Source organism: Streptomyces arenae (genome assembly GCF_022343545.1).
Classification (GTDB): domain Bacteria; phylum Actinomycetota; class Actinomycetes; order Streptomycetales; family Streptomycetaceae; genus Streptomyces; species Streptomyces humi.
Window position 1 is genome coordinate 129,141 of record NZ_JAKQYH010000069.1, and the last position, 24,486, is coordinate 153,626.

At 72.0% G+C, this 24,486-nt stretch carries 23 protein-coding genes; 4 read left to right on the forward strand and 19 right to left on the reverse strand.

All coding sequences use genetic code 11. From position 1 onward, the window contains the following. Positions 1-88 precede the first annotated feature (88 nt). From MB828_RS32210 to MB828_RS32240, 7 genes are all read right to left on the reverse strand, one after another. Complete coding sequence (locus MB828_RS32210; RefSeq protein WP_301651253.1) at positions 89-2,122, reverse strand: NAD(+) synthase; 2,034 nt, start codon at positions 2,120-2,122, stop codon at positions 89-91. Between the two features lie 116 nt (positions 2,123-2,238). Next, the gene (locus MB828_RS32215) at positions 2,239-3,075 is read right to left on the reverse strand and encodes a PaaX family transcriptional regulator (RefSeq protein ID WP_301651254.1); all 837 of its coding nucleotides are present in this window, start codon (positions 3,073-3,075) and stop codon (positions 2,239-2,241) included. Positions 3,076-3,085: 10 nt separating this feature from the next. Further along, the gene (locus MB828_RS32220; RefSeq protein WP_301651255.1) at positions 3,086-4,516 is read right to left on the reverse strand and encodes an alpha/beta hydrolase family protein; all 1,431 of its coding nucleotides are present in this window, start codon (positions 4,514-4,516) and stop codon (positions 3,086-3,088) included. Positions 4,517-4,662: 146 nt separating this feature from the next. Then, the gene (locus MB828_RS32225; protein ID WP_301651256.1) at positions 4,663-5,220 is read right to left on the reverse strand and encodes a CGNR zinc finger domain-containing protein; all 558 of its coding nucleotides are present in this window, start codon (positions 5,218-5,220) and stop codon (positions 4,663-4,665) included. A gap of 110 nt (positions 5,221-5,330) precedes the next feature. Then, positions 5,331-6,323 carry a phospholipase D-like domain-containing protein gene (locus MB828_RS32230; protein WP_301651257.1) on the reverse strand — a complete coding sequence of 331 codons (993 nt, stop codon included), beginning with the start codon at positions 6,321-6,323 and terminating at the stop codon, positions 5,331-5,333. 833 nt (positions 6,324-7,156) lie between these two features. Beyond that, positions 7,157-7,567 (reverse strand): ester cyclase, encoded by a 411-nt coding sequence (locus MB828_RS32235; protein ID WP_301651258.1) that lies wholly within the window; start codon positions 7,565-7,567, stop codon positions 7,157-7,159. 102 nt (positions 7,568-7,669) lie between these two features. Next, on the reverse strand, positions 7,670-8,074 hold the full coding sequence (locus MB828_RS32240; protein WP_301651259.1) for a nuclear transport factor 2 family protein: 405 nt from the start codon (positions 8,072-8,074) through the stop codon (positions 7,670-7,672). A 166-nt stretch (positions 8,075-8,240) separates the two neighbouring features. Between MB828_RS32240 and MB828_RS32245 the strand changes: the two genes are divergently transcribed. Together MB828_RS32245 and MB828_RS32250 are read left to right on the forward strand one after the other, a co-directional pair. Then, positions 8,241-10,625, forward strand: coding sequence for an excinuclease ABC subunit UvrA (locus tag MB828_RS32245; RefSeq protein ID WP_301651260.1), 2,385 nt, complete (start codon positions 8,241-8,243; stop codon positions 10,623-10,625). A 130-nt stretch (positions 10,626-10,755) separates the two neighbouring features. Then, positions 10,756-11,169: a DUF6069 family protein gene (locus MB828_RS32250; protein ID WP_301651261.1), complete on the forward strand. Its 414-nt coding sequence runs from the start codon at positions 10,756-10,758 to the stop codon at positions 11,167-11,169. A gap of 26 nt (positions 11,170-11,195) precedes the next feature. On the opposite strand, the gene MB828_RS32255 is transcribed toward MB828_RS32250, so the two are convergent. The 8 genes from MB828_RS32255 to MB828_RS32290 form a co-directional block, all read right to left on the reverse strand. Then, positions 11,196-11,822 (reverse strand): 3-oxoacid CoA-transferase subunit B, encoded by a 627-nt coding sequence (locus tag MB828_RS32255; protein WP_301651262.1) that lies wholly within the window; start codon positions 11,820-11,822, stop codon positions 11,196-11,198. Continuing rightward, positions 11,819-12,574 carry a CoA transferase subunit A gene (locus MB828_RS32260; protein WP_301651263.1) on the reverse strand — a complete coding sequence of 252 codons (756 nt, stop codon included), beginning with the start codon at positions 12,572-12,574 and terminating at the stop codon, positions 11,819-11,821. The genes MB828_RS32255 and MB828_RS32260 overlap by 4 nt, the downstream gene beginning before the upstream one ends. 50 nt (positions 12,575-12,624) lie before the next feature. Beyond that, positions 12,625-13,596, reverse strand: a complete 972-nt coding sequence (locus MB828_RS32265; RefSeq protein WP_301651264.1) for a fumarylacetoacetate hydrolase family protein — start codon at positions 13,594-13,596, stop codon at positions 12,625-12,627. A gap of 37 nt (positions 13,597-13,633) precedes the next feature. Beyond that, the gene (locus MB828_RS32270; protein WP_301651265.1) at positions 13,634-14,572 is read right to left on the reverse strand and encodes a VOC family protein; all 939 of its coding nucleotides are present in this window, start codon (positions 14,570-14,572) and stop codon (positions 13,634-13,636) included. Between the two features lie 13 nt (positions 14,573-14,585). After that, entirely contained in the window at positions 14,586-15,593 is a 1,008-nt protein-coding gene (locus tag MB828_RS32275) for an amidohydrolase family protein (protein WP_301651266.1), read from the reverse strand. After that, positions 15,590-16,741 carry an FAD-dependent oxidoreductase gene (locus tag MB828_RS32280; protein ID WP_301651267.1) on the reverse strand — a complete coding sequence of 384 codons (1,152 nt, stop codon included), beginning with the start codon at positions 16,739-16,741 and terminating at the stop codon, positions 15,590-15,592. Before MB828_RS32280 ends, MB828_RS32275 begins: the two co-directional genes overlap by 4 nt. A gap of 93 nt (positions 16,742-16,834) precedes the next feature. After that, positions 16,835-17,791 carry a cyclase family protein gene (locus MB828_RS32285; protein ID WP_301651268.1) on the reverse strand — a complete coding sequence of 319 codons (957 nt, stop codon included), beginning with the start codon at positions 17,789-17,791 and terminating at the stop codon, positions 16,835-16,837. After that, on the reverse strand, positions 17,788-18,768 hold the full coding sequence (locus MB828_RS32290; RefSeq protein WP_301651269.1) for a fumarylacetoacetate hydrolase family protein: 981 nt from the start codon (positions 18,766-18,768) through the stop codon (positions 17,788-17,790). Before MB828_RS32290 ends, MB828_RS32285 begins: the two co-directional genes overlap by 4 nt. Positions 18,769-18,906: 138 nt before the next feature. On the opposite strand from MB828_RS32290, the gene MB828_RS32295 reads away from it, so the two are divergent. Beyond that, complete coding sequence (locus MB828_RS32295) at positions 18,907-19,827, forward strand: LysR family transcriptional regulator (RefSeq protein WP_301651270.1); 921 nt, start codon at positions 18,907-18,909, stop codon at positions 19,825-19,827. Here MB828_RS32295 and MB828_RS32300 read toward each other — a convergent pair. Then, positions 19,811-21,091: an MFS transporter gene (locus MB828_RS32300; RefSeq protein WP_301651271.1), complete on the reverse strand. Its 1,281-nt coding sequence runs from the start codon at positions 21,089-21,091 to the stop codon at positions 19,811-19,813. The two genes, MB828_RS32295 and MB828_RS32300, sit on opposite strands and share 17 nt — an antisense overlap. A gap of 263 nt (positions 21,092-21,354) precedes the next feature. Between MB828_RS32300 and MB828_RS32305 the strand changes: the two genes are divergently transcribed. Next, positions 21,355-21,861 carry a MarR family winged helix-turn-helix transcriptional regulator gene (locus tag MB828_RS32305; protein ID WP_301651272.1) on the forward strand — a complete coding sequence of 169 codons (507 nt, stop codon included), beginning with the start codon at positions 21,355-21,357 and terminating at the stop codon, positions 21,859-21,861. Positions 21,862-21,928: 67 nt separating this feature from the next. On the opposite strand, the gene MB828_RS32310 is transcribed toward MB828_RS32305, so the two are convergent. The 3 genes from MB828_RS32310 to MB828_RS32320 all read right to left on the reverse strand — a co-directional run bounded on the left by MB828_RS32310 (position 21,929) and on the right by MB828_RS32320 (position 24,396). Continuing rightward, entirely contained in the window at positions 21,929-22,360 is a 432-nt protein-coding gene (locus MB828_RS32310) for a universal stress protein (protein ID WP_301651384.1), read from the reverse strand. Between the two features lie 215 nt (positions 22,361-22,575). Next, positions 22,576-23,433: a DMT family transporter gene (locus tag MB828_RS32315; protein ID WP_301651273.1), complete on the reverse strand. Its 858-nt coding sequence runs from the start codon at positions 23,431-23,433 to the stop codon at positions 22,576-22,578. 45 nt (positions 23,434-23,478) lie between these two features. Then, the gene (locus MB828_RS32320; RefSeq protein ID WP_301651274.1) at positions 23,479-24,396 is read right to left on the reverse strand and encodes an NADP-dependent oxidoreductase; all 918 of its coding nucleotides are present in this window, start codon (positions 24,394-24,396) and stop codon (positions 23,479-23,481) included. Between the last annotated feature and the right edge of the window lie 90 nt (positions 24,397-24,486).

Below are 24,486 nucleotides of genomic sequence, written 5' to 3' on the forward strand. Positions count from 1 at the left end.
GATTTGAGTGCCTCGCCCAAGATCGAGCCTACCCCGGCAGGGGGACGCACGCCAAATCGCGCGGACGTTCCCCCGCCGTGGCCACGGATCACTGCTCCGGTACCCGCTCCAGGTCGTGCAGCCAGGCCCGCGCCGAACTGTCGGACGGGGCACGCCAGTCGCCGCGCGGGGAGAGGGAGCCGCCCGCCGAGACCTTCGGGCCGTTCGGCATCGCCGAGCGCTTGAACTGGGCGAAGGCGAAGAAGCGACGGCAGAAGTAGTCGAGCCAGTGCCGGATCTCCGCCAGGTCGTACGCCTTCCGCTCGGAGTCCGGGAAGCCCGGCGGCCAGGCACCCGCGGCCCGGTCGTGCCAGGCGTGCCAGGCCAGGAAGGCGATCTTCGACGGCCGGAAGCCGTGCCGCAGCACCTGGTACAGGGTGAAGTCGTGCAGCGCGTACGGACCGATCTTCGACTCGGTGGACTGCAGTTCCTCGCCCGGCACCAGCTCCGGGCTGATCTCCGTGTCCAGGATCGCGGTCAGGGTCCGGCCGGTCTCCGGGTCGAACTGCTCGCTGCTGATCACCCACCGGATCAGATGCTGGATCAGCGTCTTCGGCACCCCGGAGTTTACGTTGTAGTGGCTCATCTGGTCGCCGACGCCGTACGTCGACCAGCCGAGCGCCAGCTCCGACAGGTCACCGGTACCGAGGACGATGCCGCCACGCTGGTTCGCGAGCCGGAACAGGTAGTCGGTGCGCAGCCCGGCCTGCACGTTCTCGAACGTGACGTCGTACACCGGCTCACCGGCGGCGAACGGGTGGCCCATCTCCTCGAGCATCAGCCGCGCGGTCGGTGTGATGTCCAGCTCGGCCGCGGTCACGCCGAGCGAGTTCATCAGCCGGTGCGCGTTGCCCTTGGTGTGCTCGCCGGTGGCGAAGCCGGGCAGCGTGAACGCCAGGATGTCGCTGCGCGGGCGGCCGGCACGGTCCATGGCGCGGGCGGCGACGATCAGGGCGTGCGTGGAGTCGAGCCCGCCGGAGACACCGATGACGATCTTCGGGCCGCCGATCGCGGCCAGCCGCTGCTGGAGCGCCGCGACCTGGATGTTGTACGCCTCGTAGCAGTCCAGGGCGAGCCGTTCGGGGTCGGCCGGCACGAACGGGAAGCGCTCCACCCGGCGGCGCAGGCCCAGGTCGGCCGTGGGCGGGTCGAGGCGGAAGGAGACGGTCCGGAAGTCGCCGGTGCGCGCCGCGTGGGTACGGCGGTTGTCGTCGAAGGAACCCATCCGGGCCCGCTCCTGCCGCAGCAGGTCCAGGTCCACGTCGGCCACCGCGTACTGGTCGTCGAGCGGGAACCGGTCCGTCTCCGCCAGCAGCTGACCGTTCTCGTAGATCATGGTCTGCCCGTCCCAGGACAGGTCCGTGGACGACTCGCCGAGTCCGGCCGCCGCGTAGACGTACGCGGCCAGGCAGCGCTGCGACGCCGAGCGGCACAGCAGCTTCCGGTCCTCGGCGCGGCCGACCGTGATCGGGCTGCCCGACAGGTTGACCAGGACGTTCGCCCCGGCCAGCGCCGCCTCCGCGCTCGGCGGCACCGGTACCCACATGTCCTCGCAGACCTCGGCGTGCACCACGAGACCGGGCACGTCGGCCGCTTCGAACAGCAGGTCCACCCCGAACGGCACGCTCTCGCCCCCGACCCGGATCGTGCCGCCCCGCTCGTCGTCGCCCGCGGCGAGCTGCCGACGCTCGTAGAACTCCCGGTAGTTCGGCGGGTAGGACTTGGGCGCGACCCCGAGGATCCGGCCGCGGTGCACGACCACCGCGCAGTTGTAGATCCGGTTGCGGTGGCGCAGCGGCGCGCCGACGACGAGGACCGGCAGCAGTTCGGCGGAACCGGCGGTCACCGTCGCGAGGGCCTCCTCGACCTCGTCGAGCACCGCGTCCTGGAGCAGCAGGTCCTCGATCGAGTAGCCGGTCAGACCCAGTTCCGGGAAGACCGCCACCGCGACGCCGTCCTCGGCGCAGCGGCGGGCCTGGCGCAGGACGGCCTCGGCGTTGGCGCGCGGGTCGGCGATGACGGTGTGGCCCGTGCAGGCTGCCACGCGCGCGAAACCGTGCTCATAGATCGACCAGAAGTTCAACGGGGCTTCCTCGGGAGAGACGGACGGAGAGCGATGCCGGACACGGGTACCCGCTCCGGCGGCTTTCCCGCTCCCAGCAGCATAGATCGCTTGCCGATCCGTGCTGGTCCGGAGGGTCACAGGGGGGTGGTGTCCAGCAGGTCCGCGGCCATCCGGCGGGCCGGCGCCTCGGTCTCGGCCGCGATCCGGTGGAACGTCGCCTCCGCCGCGTGGGCCGGCCAGTCGGCGGGCAGATGCCGGGCCGGCAGCCGCGGATCGGTGCGGATGACGTCCAGCCACTCGCTGACCAGCCGCAGCCGGGTGACGACGGCGTCGCCGTCGGCACCGGGCCGCCACGCCTCCCAGCGGGCGCGGAAGTCCGCGTAGCGGGCGGCGATCGACTCCAGGTCCCAGGTGTCGCGGATCATCACGTCGATGTCCGTCGCCTCGTCGGCCAGCGCGTGGAAGATCTTCACATGCGCGGAGAGCCCGAGTTCGGCGACCACGGCGGAGACGTCGACCCGGCCGGGCGCGATCCACAGTCCGCTGTAGAGCGGCCCGAAACCCGACCAGCCGAGCTGCGAACGCAGATCGTGCCGCTGGCGCTGCCAGGACTCCGGCAGCGAGAAGCCGAGCAGCGTCCAGGACCCGTCCCAGTCGTCGTTGACGGCGCCCGTCTCCCAGATGCGACGGCGGCCGTCGTGCAGGATCTGCGCGGCGAGCGGCGTCAGCCCGAAGTACATCCTGCGCCCCTGCCGTTGGCGCCGCAGCAGGTTCCTGTTGACCATCCGGGTGAGCGTGGAGCGGACGGCCTGCTCGCCGACGCCCGCCCGCCCCAGGACCGTGATGATGCTGCCCGAGTAGACGCCCAGCGGGCCCAGTTCCAGTACGTGGTTGCCGAAGAAGGTGAGCAGGAGCGACTGCGGGCGGGGCTGCGGGGAGTCCGGGGACTCCGGTGCGATCTCGGCGTTCACGTGCGCAAGATTACGGCCACCCGGCGGACGTACGACGGCCCGCGTCCCCTGGGCTCCGCTGCCGGTCGCGCGGGTGGGCCAGGTCGTACGGACGGGGGTAGGGGCCAGGCTCGTACGGTGTGTAGCGCGCCGCCGAGGCGGGGTCGGCGGCGCGGGCGCGGGCGTTGAGGGAGGCCGGATCGGCGCCCCGCCAGTGGCCCGAGGCGATGCGGTCCTCCAGGGTGTGCAGCGCGGCCACCTGTTCGCCGGGGCTGAACGTGCAGTGGCCGGCGTTGTCGACGTAGCCCTGCCGGAGCAGGGCGGCGGAGCCGGCGGCCGTGACGGCACGCCGGTGGGCGCTCTCGGCCTGCACCGGGATCAGCGGGTCGCCGGTGGTGTGGATGTCCAGCTGCGGTCTCCGGAGCCGGCCGGTGAACACGCTGGTGCGGTCCATCCAGTCGACGGCCTTCCGGTCGGCGACGACGCGCGGCGCCCTGCCGAGGTCCCCGAGGTCCGTCCGCAGAGACCGTCCCGCTGTGCCGTAGAGCTCCGAAACCTCCTTGGAATTCGGCGACTTGCGCAGCATGGCCGGGTAGTCGACGCCGGTGTTCCAGGACATGTTGCCGCCCGCCCGGAGCTCCGCCTCCTGCCGCCAGACGAAGGCCGGGAGGCCGATCAGACCGACGACGGCCCGGTACTGGCCGGCCTGCCGCGCGTCCCAGTCGGCCGGCGCGGGCCGGGGGACGGCGTCGTCGTTCCAGCCGGGGACGTCGTACAGGGCCGCGGCCAGCGCGATCCGGGCCCGGCCGGTGGCGGTGGTCTGCGCCCTCTCGACCAGTTCGGTCATGGCTGCGGCCTGGGCTGCCGCGTCGGCGGTGTCGCGCAGCCCGGTGAGCCGGATGCCCGAGCCGGTTCCGCCGAGCAGGGTGCGCAGCGCGAAGGCGGTGTCCAGCATGCTGTTCCAGGTGGCGACCCCGCCCTGCACCAGACCGCACATCGACAGCGACCCGGAGATGCGGTCCGGATGACGTTCGGCGATCGTGGTGGTCACCAGGCCGCCGTAGGAGGTGCCCCACGCGAGGGTGCGCCGGGCCGCGCCGAAGCGGCCGGTGAAGGCGTCGAGGGTGGCGAGCTGGTCGGGCACCGCGTCGGTGACCGCCCAGCCGTTGGTGGCGTACGAGGAGCCGGTCAGCGCGTAACCCTGCTTCATCAGCAGCGACTTGGTGGCGTCGTCCGGTGCGTCCCGTGCCGGGTTGGGAAGGCCGGCCGCGGTGTAGCCGTGGCTGTACAGCAGGACGGTGCCGTTCCAGCTGTCCGGCATGTCGATGACGTAGGCCGCGCCGGACGGCAACGTGCCCTCGACGCGGACCGCTTCGGCGGCCCGGGCGGCGGGGGTCAGGGAAGCGGCGAGCAGCAGGGCCGCGAGGGCGGTGAGCGTACGAAGGCGGGTGCGGTGCGGCACGAACTCGGACTCCTTGCGCCAGGTGGGGGGACTGACGCCGCGAAGTTAGGCGGGGCCTTGATGTGCGTCAAGAATGCGCACAATGTCAGGCGTGTCGGCCGTGCCCGCCATGGGGCACGGTGTCGGCGGGGCACCTGCCGGGCCGGTCACCCGGCGTCCCGCAGCTGCTTCTTCCGGGCGCGGTAGGCCGCTGCCTTGATCTTGTTGCCGCAGGACTCCATGCCGCACCACTGGCGCCGCATGCCCCGCGAGCGGTCCAGGTAGACGCGAGTGCACTCCGGGTTGCCGCACTCCTTGAGCAGCGGCGCGTCGGGTCCGCTCAGCAGTTCCACGGCCAGCCGTGCCACGCTCGACAGCGCGGCCTCGGGTGTCGCGACGGTCCACCGGCCGTCCGCGGTGAGCTGGGGCGTGGCCGCGGGCTTCCGGGCCGCGCTGTTGACCAGCGCCAGCGCCCCGGCGTCGTACGGGGCGCCGAGCCGGCGGGCGGTGAACAGGCGGTACAGGGCCTCGCGTACGGCGACGGCCCGTTCGACGTCGGTGTCCTGGCTGGGGGACACGGCGTCGACCAGGCCGGACCCGAGGTACCAGGCGTCCAGCCGCTCGGGCGACACGAACATCTCGAATCCGGCGGTGCGGCGTGCGCGGAGGGTCGCGGCGAAGTCGAGGGCCGGGTGGCCGCACACGAAGACGTGCTCCAGATTCACGTCACCATGCTGACGGGTGACGGCCCACGCCCGCAAGCTCCGCCACGGGCGGGCCGGGCGCGGCTTCCGCCGGCCTCCGCCCCGGCCCGCCCCTCCTCACCCCCGGTGCGCTACGCGGCGGTGCCGCCCGAGTAGTCGCTGTCGAACGTGGTCTCGATGGTCGTGGCCACCGACTGCGCGACCCCCGTGCCCGTGAGGATGATGCCCAACTCACGGTTGTTCGAGAGCGAGTTGCTGCTGATGTTCATGGAGCCGGCCTCCACCTCCTGGGTGGAGAGGCCGTAGTCGGCGACCATGGCCTTGGCGTGGATGTAGAAGCCGTCGGGGTCGGAGTAGCCGACCACCGTGCCGCCGGCGTCCTCGATCTCGGAGACCTCGCTGGAGTAGTCGTCCGGGGTCTCCAGGACCACCCGCACCTTCACGCCCGCCTCGGCTCTGGCGACGATCGCGTCGACCACCGTGCTGTCGCTGAACTCCAGTTCCTCGACGTCGAGCGTCTTGGTGGCGGCGTTGATCACGGACAGCAGGCGGCTGCGCGAGTCGGTGGGGGACCAGAGCAGGTGGTCGCCGTCGGTGGGGGTGACCGAGGTGCCGGCGTAGTCGGCGTTGAAGACCTTCTCGATCGCGGCGACGTCCCTGGTGTCGTCGGTGAAGACGCCGTAGTCGCGGCCCGTGGCGTAGTACTGCGAGGTCAGATTGCCGGTCAGGACCAGCGACTTGGTGGCGTCCACCGTGATCGTCTTCTGGTGCGTGTAGACGAACCCGGCGGGTGACCAGACCACGCCCACACCCGCGTTGGTGAGGGAGGTGTAGGCGGAGTTGTTGGCGCTCTTGTGCTGACGGTCGAGCACGACCCGCACGGTGACGCCCTTGTTCTCCAGGGCTATGAGGTCGTTGACGGCCGTGGTGTCCTCCAGCTCGTACATCGTCATGTCGAGCGAGCTGGTGGCCGAGTTGATGAAGTCGTAGATCGTGGGCTCGCTGCTGCTGAGCGAGAAGGCGAAGGCGGTGTAGCTCGCGGCGTTCGCGGGGACCGCGGTGGCTACGACGACCGCACCGGCCGCCACGGCGACACCGGCGCGGCCGAGAAGCTTCGACAGCATGCGTGACTCCTAGTCGATGGACGCTCACGTGGGGGGTGGGTGAGCGTGCGCATGACACCACGCGCGTAGACTGCCGAGGAAGACAGGCCGGGTGAACTCACAGTTACCGGCGGCCCGGCCGGCCCGACAAAGCGGACTCCGGGCAGGTGGCGGCCGGTTCATGGGCGTCCCGCGAGAACGCAAAATCTTCGTAGCCGCGCGAGCGGGCCGAACTGCCGGGCACCGACGCGCGGCAACGGGGCCCCGGCCGGCCTGCCGCGTGCCCCGGGGCGTGGGTGCCTGCCGGTGGCGGTCGTCCTGCGGGCGTGCGAGGCCCGGGCGCCGGGGTCAGGCGGATCCCGGCCGCCTGCTCAGGCCGTCGACGAGAGATCAGGTGCCCCTGCTGCGCGGGCACGAGGTGCCGGCGGTGACGCCATACACCGACGGCGTCACCACGGCGGAGCTACGCGGCAGCCACCTGGGCGCCGGTGAGGCGACGGGAACTGGGTGATCTTCGGCAGCTCTCCGGGTACGGCCCGGACCGCCCGACGCCCGGGACCGCGGACGAGGTCCGCGCTGCGCTGCCCGCCGGCCAGGGTGGGGATCTGGGCGTACAGGATGCGGTCGACCTCGGCTGGAAGTCGGCCGCCGGCCGGCCTGCTGGACAAGCGGCCCCCGGTCGCGGCGCCGGTGCCGCAGCACATCCGGGCGCAACCTCGTGACAGAACCGCTACCTATCGGGCTGATGACCGGCCTCGACACCCGGCACCTCGGTGTCGGCCCACGGGCGATCGACCTGGACCCGACCGCCGAGTCGGACGCGGCCGACCGCTCTCGTCGGCGGTCACGCCCCCCTACGTCAGGCCCAGTTGGCGCAGCATGCCCAGTTCGTCGCTGCTGCCCCAGCGCTCGACGAGCTTGCCGTCACCGTCGAAGCGGCTGATCTGCATGCCCCGGTAGCGCACCATGCGGCCGGTCGGCGGCCGCCCCATCAGCGGCCCCAGATGCGTCCCGCTGATCTGGTAGGCGAAGGCGAGTTCGTCGTCGGTCGCCAGCAGGTGCTCCACTTCGACCCGCAGGTCGGGGAAGGCCACGCGAAGGTCGTTGAACATGGCTTTGTACCCGTCGGGTCCCGGGCCCTGTCCCGGCGCGGGGTCGTGATCGACGGAATCGGGTGCGACGATCTCGTCCAGCGCGTCGAGGTTCCCGGTGATGACGGCCTCACCGAAAGCCGTCTGTGCGGCGATGTTCGCTTGCTGCGCCATGGGCACTCCCGGGCGTGCGCGGGGCGCCGGCCCGTATGTCGGCTGGGAGGCCCGCACCTACGCCGTACCCCGACCGTACATCGGTCGTCGGTGCCCGGCAGGTCAGGCCTCCTCGACGGTCCGCCCCGGCATCGGCTCCGCGAGCGCGGCCCGCCACGCGGGCGCGCCGAACGGCCCGGCGAAGTACTGCGTCTCGTGCGCCACCTGTCCGTCGGCGAACTCCATGACGCTCACCGAGTACGACGGCACACCGTCGTAGGTGATGACGCACTCACTCACCCACAACCGCGCGTGGCCGGTGATTCGCAGCACGGTGAAGTGCCGGTCGGCCGGGTGTCCGCCGCGCTGCGCGGCGATCGTCTCCCGGCCCCGGAAGCGCTCGCCCGACTGCGGATAGTCCAGGATCGCGTCGGCGGCGTAGACGGCGTGCTCGGCCGCGACGTCCCCGCGCTCCGACGCCCGCCAGTGCTCCTCGATCGCGGCCCTGATCCGGGACTCGGCATCCATGGCACCGCCCTTCCCTGGGACTGCCAGCCTAGCCAGCTCCGGGCGGCCGGGCGCATCGCGCGCGACCGCCGGTCGATCAGTAATGGAGAAGCACCGCCCTTCCCGTCCGGCTAGCGTGGCGGCCAGCGACGCCGGCACCGCGCAGTGGATGGAGACGGATTTGAGCATGGCCAGAACGACCGGGACGCAGACGTCCACGCCGCACGTGGCCGACACACATGGACTGATCCGTGTGCACGGTGCCCGCGAGAACAACCTCAAGGACGTCAGCATCGAGATCCCCAAGCGCCGGCTGACGGTCTTCACCGGCGTCTCCGGCTCGGGCAAGAGCTCGCTCGTGTTCGACACCATCGCCGCCGAGTCCCAGCGGCTGATCAACGAGACCTACCCCGCCTTCGTCCAGGGCTTCATGCCGAACCTGGCCCGCCCCGAGGTGGACGTCCTCGACGGGCTGACCACCGCGATCATCGTCGACCAGCAGCGGATGGGCGGCGACCCGCGCTCCACCGTGGGCACCGCCACCGACGCCAACGCGCTGCTGCGCATCCTCTTCAGCAGGCTCGGCGAGCCGCACATCGGCTCGCCCAAGGCGTTCTCCTTCAACATCGCCTCGATCAGCGGTGCCGGAGCCGTCACCGTCGAACGCGGCGGGCAGAAGGTGAAGGAGCGCCGCAGCTTCAGCATCACCGGCGGCATGTGCCCGCGCTGCGAGGGCCGGGGTGCCGTCACCGACCTCGATCTGGGCCAGCTCTTCGACGAGAAGCTGTCCCTCAACGAGGGTGCGATCACTGTCCCCGGCTACAAGGGCGGCGGCTGGAACTCCCGTCTCTACGCCGAGTCCGGCTTCTTCGACCCGGACAAGCCGATCAGCAGGTTCACCAAGAGGGAACTCCAGGACTTCCTGTACCGCGAGCCGACCCGGATGAAGATCGCGGGCATCAACATGACCTACGAAGGTCTGGTCCCGCGCATCCAGAAGTCGATGCTCGCCAAGGACAAGGAGTCGATGCAGCCGCACATCCGCGAGTTCGTGGAACGGGCGGTCACCTTCGCCACCTGCCCCGCATGCGACGGCACCCGCCTCAGCGAGGGCGCCCGCTCCTCGAAGATCGACGGGATCAGCATCGCCGACGCCTGCGCGATGCAGATCAGCGACCTGGCCGCCTGGGTCAAGGGCCTCGACGAGCCGTCGGTGGCACCGCTCCTCAGCACGCTCCAGCACACCCTGGAGTCGTTCGTGGAGATCGGCCTCGGCTATCTCTCGCTGGACCGCCCGGCGGGCACCCTGTCCGGCGGTGAGGCCCAGCGCACCAAGATGATCCGCCACCTCGGCTCCTCGCTGACCGACGTCACCTACGTCTTCGACGAGCCCACCACGGGCCTGCACCCCCACGACATCCAGCGGATGAACGGCCTGCTGCTGCGGCTGCGCGACAAGGGCAACACGGTGCTCGTCGTGGAGCACAAGCCGGAGGTCATCGCGATCGCCGACCACGTGGTCGACCTCGGCCCCGGTGCCGGCGCGGGCGGCGGCACCGTCTGCTTCGAGGGCACCGTCGAAGGGCTGCGCAAGGGCGGCACCATCACCGGACGTCACTTCGACGACCGTGCCGCACTCAAGGAGACGGTCCGCAGGCCCACCGGGGCCCTGGAGATCCGTGGTGCCGCCACCCACAACCTCCAGGGTGTCGACGTCGACATCCCGCTCGGGGTGCTGGCCGTGGTCACCGGTGTCGCCGGTTCCGGCAAGAGCTCCCTGGTGCACGGGTCGATCCCGGCCGGCGCCGGGGTGATCTCGGTCGACCAGGGCGCCATCCGCGGCTCCCGGCGCAGCAACCCGGCGACGTACACAGGACTGCTGGAGCCGATCCGCAAGGCCTTCGCCAAGGAGAACGGCGTCAAGCCCGCCCTGTTCAGCTCCAATTCCGAGGGCGCCTGCCCGACCTGCAACGGCGCCGGCGTCGTCTACACCGACCTGGCGATGATGGCCGGGGTCGCCACCACCTGCGAGGAGTGCGACGGCAAGCGGTTCGAGGCGTCGGTGCTCGAGTACCGCCTCGGCGGCCGTGACATCAGCGAGGTGCTGGCGATGCCGGTGACCGAGGCCGAGGAGTTCTTCGGCTCGGGCGAGGCGCACCTCCCGGCCGCCCACCGCATCCTGCGGCGGCTCACGGACGTGGGTCTCGGCTACCTCACCATCGGCCAGCCGCTCACCACCCTGTCCGGCGGTGAGCGGCAGCGCCTCAAGCTGGCCACGCACATGGCCGACAAGGGCGGCGTCTACGTCCTGGACGAGCCGACCGCGGGCCTGCACCTCGCCGATGTCGAGCAACTCCTCGGTCTGCTCGACCGGTTGGTGGACTCCGGCAAGTCCGTCATCGTCGTCGAGCACCACCAGGCGGTCATGGCCCACGCCGACTGGATCATCGACCTCGGCCCGGGGGCCGGTCACGACGGCGGCCGGATCGTCTTCGAGGGGACCCCGGCGGACCTCGTCGCCGCCCGCGCCACCCTCACCGCCCAACACCTCGCGCAGTACGTCGGCGCCTGACCTCCATCTGACGAGTACCGAAGTCGGTAGGAGACCGACAGGATCGAGAACTTGAAATGTCAAACGGACGGGAACGACACTGGAGGTGCTGTTTGAGTCTTCAAACGCATCCCCCTACCTGGAGTCCGTCGTGTCCGTCACCTCTGAGACAGTCGCCGTCCGCCGTGGTCCGCTCGTCGTCGTGGGAGGTGTCCTGGCCGCGGTGGTGGCGGCCTCCGTCGCCGACACGGTGATCTCCCTGATCGCGCTCGCCGCCGGCGCGCCGGACGACTTCCAGCCCCTGAAGGCCGGGTCGTACATCTTCCTGACGGCGGTCGGGACCGTGCTGGGCGCCCTGGGCTGGGCCGTCGTACGCAAGGTGGCCAGGGATCCGGGGGCGCTGACACGCCGGCTGGTGCCGGCCGTCGTGGTGGTGTCGTTCGTCCCCGACTTCCTGCTCTACGGCAGTGGCGGCGCCATCGGCGTCGCCGCGCTGCTCCTGATGCACGTGGCCGTCGCGGTGGTCGCGGTGTTCGCCTACCGCAAGGTGATGCCGCTCTCGTAGCGCCGGCCGTGCGCGGTGTACGACGGTCAGAGCAGCGGCGCGTCCGTGCGGTCCGCGATCTGCCGCGGCGTCACCCCCGGCGCGCACTCCACGAGTGCCAGCCCCTCGGGCGTGACGTCGAGGACGCCGAGGTCGGTGATGATCCGGTGGACGCAGCGCTCGCCGGTCAGCGGCAGCGTGCACTCCTTGCGGATCTTCGGCGTGCCGTCCTTGGCGGTGTGTTCCATCAGCACGATCACCCGGCGGGCGCCGTGGACGAGGTCCATGGCGCCGCCCATGCCCTTGACCGTCTTGCCGGGGACCATCCAGTTGGCCAGGTCGCCGGCGGCCGACACCTGCATGGCACCGAGCACGGCCGTGTCGACATGGCCGCCGCGGATCATGCCGAACGACTGGGCGGAGTCGAAGAACGAGGCGCCGGGCAGCACGGTCACGGTCTCCTTGCCGGCGTTGACGAGGTCCGGGTCGACCTCGTGCTCGTACGGGTAGGGGCCGGTGCCCAGGATGCCGTTCTCCGAGTGCAGGACCACATGGACGCCCGGCGGGAGGTGACCGGGGACGAGGGTGGGCAGCCCGATGCCCAGGTTGACGTACGAGCCGTCGGCGAGTTCGGCGGCGGCGCGGGCGGCCATCCGGTCGCGGGTCCAGCTCATGCGCGTACGGTCCTCCTCTCGATGCCCTTGGCGTCCGCCTGGCCGGCGGTCAGCCGCACCACCCGCTGCACGTAGATGCCCGGGAGATGCACCTCCTCCGGTGCCAGCTCGCCCGGTTCCACCAGTTCCTCGACCTCGGCGACCGTGACCCGGCCGGCCGTCGCGGCCAGTGGGTTGAAGTTGGCCGCCGCCCTGCGGAACACGAGGTTGCCGTGCCGGTCGCCGCGCCAGGCCCGTACCAGGGCGAAGTCGGTGGTGATGGCGTGCTCCAGCACGTGCCGGCGGCCCTGGAAGGTGCGGATCTCCTTCGCCGGCGAGGCGAGCGCGACCGTACCGTCCGGGGCGTACCGCCAGGGCAGCCCGCCGTCGGCGACCTGGGTGCCGACGCCCGCCGGGGTGTAGAAGGCGGGGATGCCCGCGCCGCCCGCCCGCAGCCGCTCGGCCAGCGTGCCCTGCGGCACCAGCTCCACCTCCAGCTCGCCCGACAGGTACTGCCGGGCGAACTCCTTGTTCTCACCGACGTAGGAGCCGGTGACCCGGGCGATGCGGCCCGCGCCCAGCAGCACACCGAGCCCCTGCCCGTCGACGCCGCAGTTGTTGGAGACGACCCGCAGCCCGCTCGCGCCCTGGTCGTACAGGGCCCGGATCAGGACGGCCGGGATGCCGCTGAGACCGAAGCCGCCGACGGCCAGCGACGCGCCGTCGGGGATGTCGGCGACCGCTGCCGCGGCGCCCGGACAGACCTTGTCCATGAGGGCCTTTCTGATGCCGTGTGTGCTGTGTGCTGTGCACGGAGCGCCGGTCACGGACGCCGACGGTCCCGCCGCCGGGCCGCCGGCACCGGCACCACCGCCGCCCCGGCCACCACCGTGTTGGAGACGCTGCCGATGCCCTCGACGGTGAGCGTGACCGTGTCACCCGGCGTCAGCGGCGGCGGGTCCTGCGTGCCGCGCACGCCCCACAGCTCGGCCAGGCAGCCACCGTTGCCGCAGGTGCCCGAGCCCAGCACGTCACCGGGGCGCACCCAGGTGCCGCGCGAGGCGTAGGCGACCATCTCCTCGAAGGTCCAGCTCATGTTGGACAGCAGGTCCTCACCGACCACCTCGCCGTTCACCGAGGCGGTCAGCGCGAGCCGCAGGAACCCGTCCGCGTCCCGGTACTCGTCCAGTTCGTCGGCCGTGACCAGGTACGGGCCCAGCGTGGTGGCGGTGTCCTTGCCCTTGCAGGGTCCGAGGTTCACCTTCATCTCGGCGGACTGCAGGTCGCGGGCGGACCAGTCGTTGAAGACGGTGTAGCCGACGATGTGGTCACGGGCCTGTTCGGGGGTGAGGTCCCGGCCCGCACGGCCGATCACGGCGGCGACCTCCAGCTCGAAGTCGAGCACCCGCGCACCCGGCGGCACCGGGATGTCGTCGTAGGGGCCGTACACCGCATAGGGGTTGGTGAAGTAGAAGGTCGGTGCCGCGTACCACTGATCCGGTACGCCCGCGCTGCCGTCGACGGAGCGTCGTACGCCCTCGACATGCTCCTCGAAGGTGACGAAGTCCCGCACCGTGGGCGGCTGGAGCGGTGGCAGCAGCCGCACCTCGGAGACGTTCGGACCGGGCGGGACGTCGAGTGCGGCCGCGCCCGCCGCCAGCAGGCCGGGCAGTCCGCCGCCCCCGGCGAGCAGCCCGGCCAGCGAGTCGACGCCGGGCAGCGGAAACAGCGTGCCGTCCTCGTCGACGACGGCCACCTGGCGTCGGGTGCGGTACTCGTACGTGGCGAAACGCATGGCAGGTCCTGTCGTCGGGGGTGCGGATCGGGGGCGGTCAGACCGGCGGGGCCACGAAGACACCGCGGTCGACGTCGTTGAACGACTCCTTGGCGACCAGTTCGTTCATCGGGTTCGCCGTGCCCCACTGGTCGGTGACCTCGGGCTTGGAGAAGTCGTAGACGCTCGGGTGCCAGGTGTCCTCGTCGAGGAGCTCCAACTCGGTCGTGTACTCGACGGTGTTGCCGTGCGGGTCCAGGAAGTACGTGAACGTGTTGTCGCCCGCCATGTGCCGGCCCGGCCCCCACACCTTCTTGAAACCGGCCCGGATGACCCGGCCGGAGCCGCGCATGTACTCGTCGATGCCGCGCATCTCGAACGAGACGTGGTGCAGGGAGGTGTGCGGGCCCTTGGCGAGGGCCATCGAATGGTGCTGGCTGGAGATCCGCATGAAGTGCATGACCTCGCCCATGTGCGGCGAACTCAGTGTGTCCGAGAGCCGGAAGCCGAGATGCTCCTCGTACCAGGCGCGGGTCCGGTCCAGGTCGGGCGAGTTGAGCACCACGTGCGACAGCTTCACCGGGATCGACTCCTTCTCCTCGATCTTCCGGTGCCGCCGTACCTCGACGTCCGCGGAGACCTCGATAGTGCGGCCGTCCACGTCGAAGAACCGGAAGCCGTAACCGCCGCCGGGCGTGTCGACCTTGCCGGGCCGCGAGATCAACCGCACACCGCCCGCGAGGAGTTGTTCGGCCAGGGTGTCGACGTCCGCGGCGGAGGCGGCGCCGTACGACACCAGGTCGAGGCGCTTCTCCTCGGCCCGGCGCAGCCGGACCACGTACTGCTCCGGTGAGCCCTCGGCGGCCAGGAACGAGATGCCCGAGTCCTCGGCGACCTTGGTCAGGCCCCAGACACCGGCGTAGAAGTCCAGCTGCTTGTCGTAGTCGGGCACGGCGAGGTCGACGTGCCGGAGGTGGGTGAGCAGACGGTTGCCCATGGGGGGTTCCTCCTCAGATCAGGTTCAGCAGGGCGGCGGCGGTACCGCCGCGGACGGCATGGAAGTCGGGGTCCGGCAGGCCGGCCGCCCCCAGGGCGCCCAGCGGGTCCTCGGTGCCCATGTCGAAGGGGAAGTCGGAGCCGAGCAGCACCCGGTCCGCGCCCGCGACCCGGACCAGCTCCCGCAGCACGTGCGGGTCGTGGACCAGGGAGTCGAAGTACAGCTGCCTCAGGTAGCTGCTCGGCTCCCGCGCGCAGTCACGGGCGTCGGGGCGGGCCCGCCAGGCGTGGTCGGAGCGGCCCAGGTGGGTCGGCAGGTAGCCGCCGCCGTGCGCCGCGATCAGCTTCAGGCCCGGATGGCGGTCCAGGACACCCGAGAAGATCAGGTGCGAGAGCGCCACGGCGTTCTCGGCGGGCTGGCCGACGGTGTTGGACAGGTACCACCGGTCGAGCCGCTCGTCGAGCGTGCAGCCGAACGGGTGCAGGAAGACCAGCGCCCCCGTCTCCTCGACCCGGGTCCACAGGGGCTCGTAGGCCGGGTCCGACAGCTCACGGCCGGGCGCGTGCGAGGAGATCTCCACACCCCGCAGCCCCTGCGCCAGTGCGTGGTCGAGCAACTCCGGCGCCAGTTCGGGGTGCTGGAGCGGGACCAGCCCGAGCCCGTACAGCCGGTCGGGGGCCTTCGCGCAGTGCCCGGCGGTGCCCTCGTTCCCCAACCGGCAGACGTAGGCGGCCAGTTGTGCGTCAGCCCAGTAGTGGTAGTGCGACGGTGAGGGGCTGACCAGTTGCACGTCCACGCCCTGCGCGTCCATCGCGGCCAGCCGCACGGCGACATCGGTCAGCCGCGGCACCCGCTGTCCGACCATGGGCCCGTTCACGGCGAGCGCGGCCGGCCCGTTGCGGCGGGCGTCCAGGGCACGGGCCTCGGCCAGCCCCGGCTGCCCGGCCACGGCCTCCTCCACGTCGGGGAGCAGGAGATGGGCGTGGATGTCGACCGTGGGTGCCGACGGGGACTCGGTCACGGCAGTTCCCTGAGGGCGGTGAGGGTACGGGCCATGAGCCCGGGTACGTCCGCGTCCCGCCGGCCCTCCAGCATCCAGTCGGTGAGCTGGCAGGAGGCGTCGACGACCAGCCGCACCCGGGGATGCCGGCGGGCGTGGTAGCCGGTGAGCGCCCGGTCGAGGGACCCGGGGTCCCAGTCGTCCAGGCCGGTCAGCAGTTCGGCCAGGACCAGGACGTCCTCCAGGGACATCGCGGCACCCTGGGCGAAGGTGGGCGGACAGGCGTGGGCGGCGTCACCGACGAGCACGATCCGGCCGCGGTGCCAGGGCCCCTCCACCAAATGCCGGTCGAACCACGTGTAGTTGACGACCGAGGGATCGGTGAACGCTTCCCGCAGCTCCTGCCACGCGCCGCCGTAGCCCTCGCTGAGCGCTCGCATCTCGTCGGCGTAGGAGGCGGGGTCGAGGGTGGCGCGGTCCCGGGCCGGTTCGACGAGGTAGGTGTAGACCGTGTCCTCGCTGGTCGGGCAGTAACCGGCTATGAAGCAGCGGCCGCCGTAGATCATCTCGGTGCGGTCCACGCCGGCCGGGCGGGGCGCCGGGGCACGCCAGATGCCCATGCCGACGGGCTCGGGTGCGTCGGTGACGCCGATCATGCGGCGGGTGGCGGAGTTCAGGCCGTCGGCGCCCACCACCAGGTCGTAACGGCGGCCGGTGCCGTCCGAGAAGGTGACGTCCACGCCGTGCTCGTCCTGCTCGAAGGCGGTGGCGGTGGTGCCGAGCCGGACGTCGGCGCCCGAGGCCCGCACCCGGGCGATCAGGTGCTGCTGGAGACGGGGCCGCTGCATGCCGATGTGGGAGGGCAACCCGTCGCCGCCGGTGCGGAGTTCCTCGTGTGCGTGGATCACGGTGCCGTCGGGGGCGAGGACGGCGACACCGTTGGCGGCGAACCCGTCCTTCTCGATGTCCTCCAGGACACCGACCTCGCGCAGCACGCGCAGCGCGTTGCCCTGCAGGGTGATGCCGGAACCGGCCGAGGCCTTCCAGTCGGGGCTCGCCTCGACGAGATCGACGGGGATCCCGGCCCGGCGCAGCAGCACCGTCAGGGCGCTGCCGGAGGTGCCTCCGCCGACGACGAGGACGGTGGGGATGGTGGGGCGGTCAGCCATGTCGGGGGATACCTCCCGGGGTTGGGCCGCGCGACTTCGGGCGGCGGGGATGCGGCTCGGGCGCCCGTGGGCGGGCGGAGACCGGGTGCGGGGTTACTTGACCGCGAGGGGGTTGACCGGCGATCCGACCGCCCCGGTGATGGGCAGGGGCGCGGCGGTCAGCCAGAACTCGTGGACGCCGTCGGCCGCGCAGTCGGCGGCGAGGGCGTCGAGGTCCCACATCTCACCGATGAGCAGGCCCATGTTGGGGATGGCGACCTGGTGCAGGGGCTGGAAGGCGTTCTCGAACTCGTTCGGCCGCACCTCGAACCCCCAGGTGTCGGTGGCGATCGCGGCGATCTCGGTGCCGTGCAGCCATCCGGCGGTCGTGAACGACAGCCCGGGCGCGGGCCCGCCCGCGTACTCGCCCCAGCCCTCCCGCCGGGCCCGGGCCAGCCGCCCGGTCCTCACGAGGACGATGTCCCCGCGGCCCACGGTCACCCGGTGCGCCTCGGCGGTCGCCGTCAGATGCTCCGTGGTGATGGCGAAGCCGTCGGGCAGCTCCCCGTCGGTGCCGACCACCCGGCCCACGTCGAGCAGCACTCCGCGCCCCGCGACGTGCGGCGCCATGTGCTCGATACCGGTGACGAGGTCGCCGTCGGAGGTGACGGTGCGGGCCGCGTCCCGTCCGTTCCAGGCCTTGCCGTGGTCGAAGATGTGCCCGAGCCCGTCCCACTGGGTGGAGCACTGGAGCGGCATCGCGATCACGTCGTCGGCGCCGCCGATGCCGTGCGGGAAGCCCTGGTTGCCGAGGGCCGCGTCGGTACCGGTGTCCAGCATGGTGTGCACCGGGTTGGTCCGCCGGCGCCAGCCCTTCTGCGGGCCGTCCATGTCGAAGGCCTGCGACAGCGAGAAGCTGACGCCCCGCCTCACCAGCGCGGCACCTTCGCGCCGCTTGGCCTCGTCGAGGAAGTTCAGGGTGCCGAGCACGTCGTCCTCGCCCCAACGCCCCCAGTTCGAGTAGGCCTTCGCGGCCTCGGCGATCGCGCCCTCGGGGTCCCGCCGGTTCACGACGTCTCCCGCACACAACGGGTGCGCTGGGTGCCGAGCCCGGTGATGGACCCCTCCATGACGTCGCCGTCCCGCAGCAGCCGCCCCCAGTGGATGCCGTTCCCGGCCGGGCTGCCGGTCAGCACCAGGTCCCCGGGCAGCAGTCGGGCCGTCTGCGAGATGTACGACACCAGGCGGGCCACCCCGAAGAGCATGTCCTTCGTCGACTCGTCCTGCATGGTGTCGCCGTTCAGCTTCAGTGTCACCCGTAGATCCCCGGGGTCGGCGACCGACCCGGCCGGTACCAGCCAGGGCCCCAGCGGTGTGAACCCGGGCGCGTTCTTGCAGCGCAGCCAGTCGGTGCCGATGGCCTTCATGTCCCGCCGGAAGACGGTGGCCCGGTCGGTGAGGTCGTTGGCGATCGTGTACCCGGCGACGTGCTCCAGGGCCTGCGCGACGGACACCCGGTACGCGGGCCTGCTGATGACGGCCGCCAACTCCAGCTCCCAGTCGGGCTGTTCGGCCCACTCGGGGAGCACGACGTCGTCGTACGGCCCGGCGATCGTGCTCGGCAGTCCGATGAACACGTACGGCAGGTCCTCGGCCGCCCGCCGGTCCATCACCGCTGCGATCTCCGCCCGTGCCTCCTCGACCGTACGCGGGTCGTCGGGGGAGCGGTGGGCGACCTCCAGGTCGATCACGTGCTGCCGGTAGTTGGCACCGGACTGGAAGATCTGCCGGGGCTCGATCGGCGCGTGCACCCGCAGCTCCGCCAGCGGCCGCCAGTCCAGGGTCACGTCGTCCGCCAGGGCGTACAGCACGGGGAGTGCCTCCTCCCAGCGTTCGACCACGGCGCGCAGGCCGGCCGGTGTCCAGTCCAGCGCTCTGCTCAGGTCGAGCACGTGTTCCCGGGCCAGCAGACCGGGGAACGGCTCCCGGTCCGGGGCGGAGAACGTGCCGAGCGCGAACGGGCCGGCAGGTTGCGCGAGTGTTGCCATCAGATTTCCTCCCGCTGGGTTGCGGTCTACTGTGTCCCTGATCGGCGGATCACGGAAATAGATCCTGTGGATGCGCCGAATCAATGCCGTGGATGGTTCCAGGGCGTGGTGGCTCTCGACGTGGCTAGGCGGTATCCGGTGAACCTGTCCCGACTCGACCTCAACCTGGTCGTCGCCCTGCGGGCGCTGCTGGAGGAACGCAACGTCACGCGGGCCGGCGAGCGGATCGGGCTGAGCCAGCCCGCCATGAGCGCGGCCCTGGCCAGACTGCGCCGCCACTTCGACGACGAACTGCTCGCCCGCAGCGGCAACACCTACGAACTGACCCCGCTCGGCGCCTCCCTGCGCGACCGCAGCGCCACCGCCTGCGATCTGCTGGACCGGGTCTTCTCCAGCCAGCCCGACTTCGACCCGGCGGCCGAGACCCGTGAGTTCACGCTGCTCGCCTCCGACTACGGCGCGGCCGTCTTCGGCGCCCCGCTGGCCCGCGCCCTGCACCACGAGGCGCCCGGCATCCGGCTGACCTTCCGGCACACCCCGCCGAACGTCGAGGAGAACCCGGCCACCACCCTGAGCACCATCGACGGCCTGCTGCTCCCGCACGGCATCATCGACGGCTTCCCGGCCGTCGACCTCCACCAGGACCGCTGGCTGTGCATGGTCGCCGAGGACCACCCCGAGGTCGGTGCCGCCCTCACCCTCGACCATCTGGCCGAACTGCCGTGGGCGGTCTACCAGCGCCCGTACGACGCGCCCGCCGCCCGTCAGCTCAGCATGCTCGGCATCAGCCCACGGGTGGAGGTGTCGGTGCAGACCTTCCAGCTGCTGCCCTACATGGTGGAGGGCACCCGCAGGGTGGCGATGATCCAGGAACGCCTGGCCCGCAAGGTGGTCCGCTCGGCCGCGGTACGCGTCCTGCCCTGCCCCTTCGAGGCGGTCCCGGTCCAGGAGGCGATGTGGTGGCATCCGCTCCACGCCCAGGACGCCGCCCACATCTGGCTCCGCGAGAAGGCGGCGGAGGTGGGCGCCACACTGACGTCGGTCAAAGCGCCCCGTTAGAGGCGCTGGGGGTACCCCCGGCCGAAGGCTGGGGGAGGAACTGCGCCGCGAACAAACCGGCCGCCACCAGCGCACAGGCCAATCCCAGCAACCCCACGGCACCGGCGAGCGAGCCGACCCCCGCCTCCCCTCCCAACAGCACCAGCGGACACACGAACTCGCCCCCGAAGAACGCCGCCGTCCACAGCCCCGTCCCCCGACCCCGGTCCTCGAACGCCAGCCGCGACATCGCGCCGGTGAGCAACGCGGGCAACAGCATCCCCGTACCCACACAGTTCACGACCGCCCCGGCGACCAGCAGCGGAGCGCTCCCCGCGAGGAACATCAGCCCGAACCCGGCCGCGCAGACGGCGAGCACGGCGGGCAGCATCCGGTCGGGGGCGCGTCGCAGCCGGGCGAAGGTGACGGCACCGCCCACCGTGGCCGCACTCGCCACGGCGGTGGCCAGTCCGATGACGGCGGAGCTCGTCACCCCGAGGTCGTCGAGCAGGTACGACATCTCGACCGGAACCGTGTAGAAGACCATCGCGCCGAAGAAGGTCAGGGCACAGATCCCGCCCAACTGCCGCCAGGGGAAGCCCCGTCGGCCCACGGCGGCGCCGCGCCCGGCGACCGGGCCCGGCAGCGCCGCGCCCGTCACCGCCGGCCCCGGCAGCGCGGCGGCCATCAGCGGCGCGAGGACGAGACTCACGGCGTACACCCAGAACGGCACCCGCCAGCCGGCCGATCCCGCCGCACCGCCCAGCACGAAGAACACGGTGGCCGACGCGGACGCGCACATGGTCTGCAGGGCGAGGTACCGCACCCGCCGCCGCCCGGTGTAGTAGTCGCCGATCAGCGTGGTGCAGCAGGTCATGATCGCGGCTTCGGCGACCCCGACCAGCGCTCGGCTGGCGATGATCGCGCCGAGCGAGCTGAGCCACAGCGGGGCGGTCCCGAACACGGCGTACAGCAGCGTCGCCACGACCAGCAGGCGCTTGCGGCCCAGCCGGTCCACGATCACCCCGGCGAACGGCGCGAGCAGCGCCAGCGCGAGCGCCGGCACGGTCAGCGCCAGCGGCACGAGCGCCTCGGCCCCCGGTACGGACGCGAAGTGGTCCTGCATCCTGGGCAGTACGGGGGCGATCAGCACCGCACCCAGGATGGGCAGGCAACTGCCCGCCATCAGCAGGGTCACCCGCAGCAGGTGCGCGGGCCCCGACACGGCGACGGGCGAGGGAGCGTCGTCCACCGCGGCGGGGGACGGGGGCACGGATCCGGGCATGGCGACTCCAGGGACGGTGGACGAACGGAGCGGGCATGCCGACGGAGGCACCATGGGGGGCGCACGGCATGCGAGGGAGACCCCGCGCACCGGCGACTGGTCCGGACAGCGACGTGCGGGGTACGGACGACTATGGGGTGTGCCGAAGTACGCTCGCCATCCCCGGGGCGATCCGAATCGCGTATCCGGCTCATCCACACCATGGATGAGCAGGCCCCGCAGAAAGGTTTGAACATTCAAACGATGATCGTTAGGGTACGCGCATGACGACGACGCCACGCTGGCTGAATCCCGAGGAACGACGGGCGTGGCTCGCCTACGTCCAGTTCTCCACGCACCTGTCCGACCACCTGAACCGCCAGCTGCGGCGCGACGCCGGAATGACCCACGCCGACTACACCCTGCTCGCGCACCTCTCCTCGGTCAAGGACCACAGCCTGACCATGTCCGAGCTGGCCGAACGCCTCAAGATCACCCGCAGCCGCCTCACCCACGCCGTGAACCGGCTCCAGGAGGCCGGCTACGTCGACCGCCGCGAGGACCCCGCCAACCGCCGCAACCAGTACGCCGTCCTGACCCCGGCCGGTGTGAGCCTCCTGGAGCGCGAGGCCCCCGGCCATGTCGAGGCGGTCCGCCGCGCGGTCTTCGACGCCCTCACCCCCGAGCAGGTGACCCAGTTCGCCGAGATCGGCGAGGCGATCAACGCGGCTCTCCAGCGCATGGACGCGGACAGCGACCGGCAGGAGGCGCTGCCCTGGCGGCGGCGGTAGCGCACGCCGACGGGCCCGCCGCGGACATGACGTCCGCGGCGGGCCCGTGCGCGATGGACCGTGCCGGTCAGGCCTTGGCGTCGCCCTCCGGGGCGAGCAGGACCGCCGTGCCGGTGTGGTGCGCGACGGCGTCGCTGACCCGCGGGTCGAACAGCGCCTCGACGGCGCCGCGGTGGTGGGGGCTCAGCACGATGAGATCGGCGCCGAACTCCTCGGCCGTCTCCGAGATGGCCTGCGCCACCTGCGTCGTGAGCCCCCGGGCGAGGGTCCCCTCGGCCTTGACGCCCTGCTCGCGCAGGGCCGCCAGCGCCTCGTCCAGGACGGCCTTCGCCTCGGTGTCGTCCTCCAGGGCGACGACCGCGGACACGGAGACGGCGGACGTGATGACGTGCACGACGCGGACCTCGGCGTTCGTCAGCTGCGCCAGTTCACCGGCCAGCCGTACGGCGGAGTGGCGGGCGGGGCTGGGATCGACGGCGACCAGGATGCGCTGAAACACGGACACTCTTGTTCCCCTTCCGGGGGAGCGGAAGGGCCACTCGGTGATCAGGGACGCCGGATCACGGCGTGTCGGGTCGGCGCGTCCGGCGCCGAACGAGTGCTTCCACCCCACCGGACGATCATCTCACCACCCCGGCGGGTCACGGACGGCGGGTTCGTGTAACAGCCACTGAACTGCCGGAGACCGCACGGTGCCGGCCCCGGCGGGCCGGGTCACCGCACGGCGTCCATGAGCCGCGGTACGACCCGGGTCAGCCGGATCACGCCCCACAGGATCAGACCGGCCCCGAACGCCTCCGCCAGCAGCCACCAGCCCGTCCGCACCGACTCACCGAACAGGAGGACGCCCAGCGCCAGGCTCACCGCCGCGTCGCCGATCGTCAGGGCCGGCTGGGAGGCGACGAGCGGACCGGCCTGCAGCGCGTTCTCCAGGAGCAGCAGCGCGCCGATGCCGGCGAGCGCGCAGCCGTACGTCTGCCAGGTGGTGAGGAAGGCGGGCAGGCCCGCGTCGGCGAGGCGGCCGGTGGCCGACTTCATGAGCGCTGCGGCCAGCGCGTTGCCGATCGCGGCCCCGGTGGCGAGGGCCGCCGCGCGGAACAACGGCGACGAGGAGGACCGGACGAGCAGCACGGCCACGGTGATGGCGCCCAGAGTGAGCACGAGGACCGGGATCCAGCGCGTCATCGGGGCCTGCTGCCGGCCGCCGTGCGGAGCGGCCGAGGCCAGGAGCACGGCGAGACCGGCCACCACCACCGCGATCGCCCACCAGCCGGCCGGGTTCGGCCGGCGGTGCAGCAACGGAACGGCGATCAGCAGGGCGAACGGCAGCTCCAGCATGAACAGCGGCTGCACCAGCGCCATCGGGCCGTTGACCAGTGCCAGCGCCTGGAAGACGGCGGCTCCGGTGACCCCGGCGATCCCGATGGCCCAGGCGGGCCGCCGTACCAGCGCGAGCAGCAGGCGCAGGCCGGAGCGGCCCGGCACAGTGGCGGCGGCCTTGCGCTGGAAGGCCGTGCCCGTCGCATTGCTGACGGCACCCAGGACGGCGAAGAGCAGAGCGAGCACCATCATGGTTCCAGCATGCCCCGCGCTCCCCGGCCACTGCCCTCCGGCGCCCTACGGCAGCAGGACGATCTTGCCTCGGGCGTGCCGGCCCTCGAGATCACGGAACGCGTCCCGCACCTGATCCAGCGGATAGGTGCGGGCGATCGCCAGCTCCAGCTGCCCGCGTGCGGCGAGCCGGGCGAGCTCACCGAGGACGACCGCGCACGCCGCCGAGCCCTCGCCGTAGGTCCGCGCGCCGACCTCGCCCGCCGCGGACCAGTCACGGATGGTGTTGATCCGGTCGGGCCGCACACCGAGTTCCACGGCCATGGCCACGTAGCCGTCACCGAAGGTGTCGATGAACGCGTCGACCTTCCCGCCCGCGGCCTCCCGGACCCGCTCGGCCGCGCCCGCGCCGTAGGCGACCGGGACGATGCCGTGACCCGTCAGCCAGGCGTGGTCGCGCTCGCCCGCCAGCCCGATGACGGTGGCACCGCGCCGCCGCGCGAGCTGGACGGCCAGCGACCCGACCCCGCCGGCCGCGCCGGACACCACGACCGTGTCGCCCGGCCCCGGGTCCACCGCGAACACGGTGGCGTAGGCGGTGGTGCCGGCCACGTACAGGGACCCGGCCACCTCCCAGGGCAGCTCCCGCGGACGGGACACCAGGTTCACGTCCTCGACCACGACGAACTCCGCGTGGCTGGCCCGGTTGTGCGTGAAGCCCAGTACCTCGTCGCCGACCGCGAAACCACGCACCTCGGGACCGGTCTCGGCCACGACACCGGCCAGGTCGCTGCCCTGCCCGGAGGGGAACGTGGCCGGCCACCGCCCGTGCCGGGCACCCTCGCGGATCATCACCTCACCGGGCTGGATACCCGCGGCCCGCACCTCCACCAGCACCTGCCCGGGCCCGGCCACCGGCCGTGGCACCTCCTCGACCCGCAACACCTCGACCCCGCCGTACCCGTGGAACCGGACCGCCCTCATCGCACCGTCACCGTGCCTCCCCGTGTCGATGTCATGGGTACACGGTGACGGTGCCGGGCGTGGCCCGGGGGCGTCTTCGCCCACGGCGTA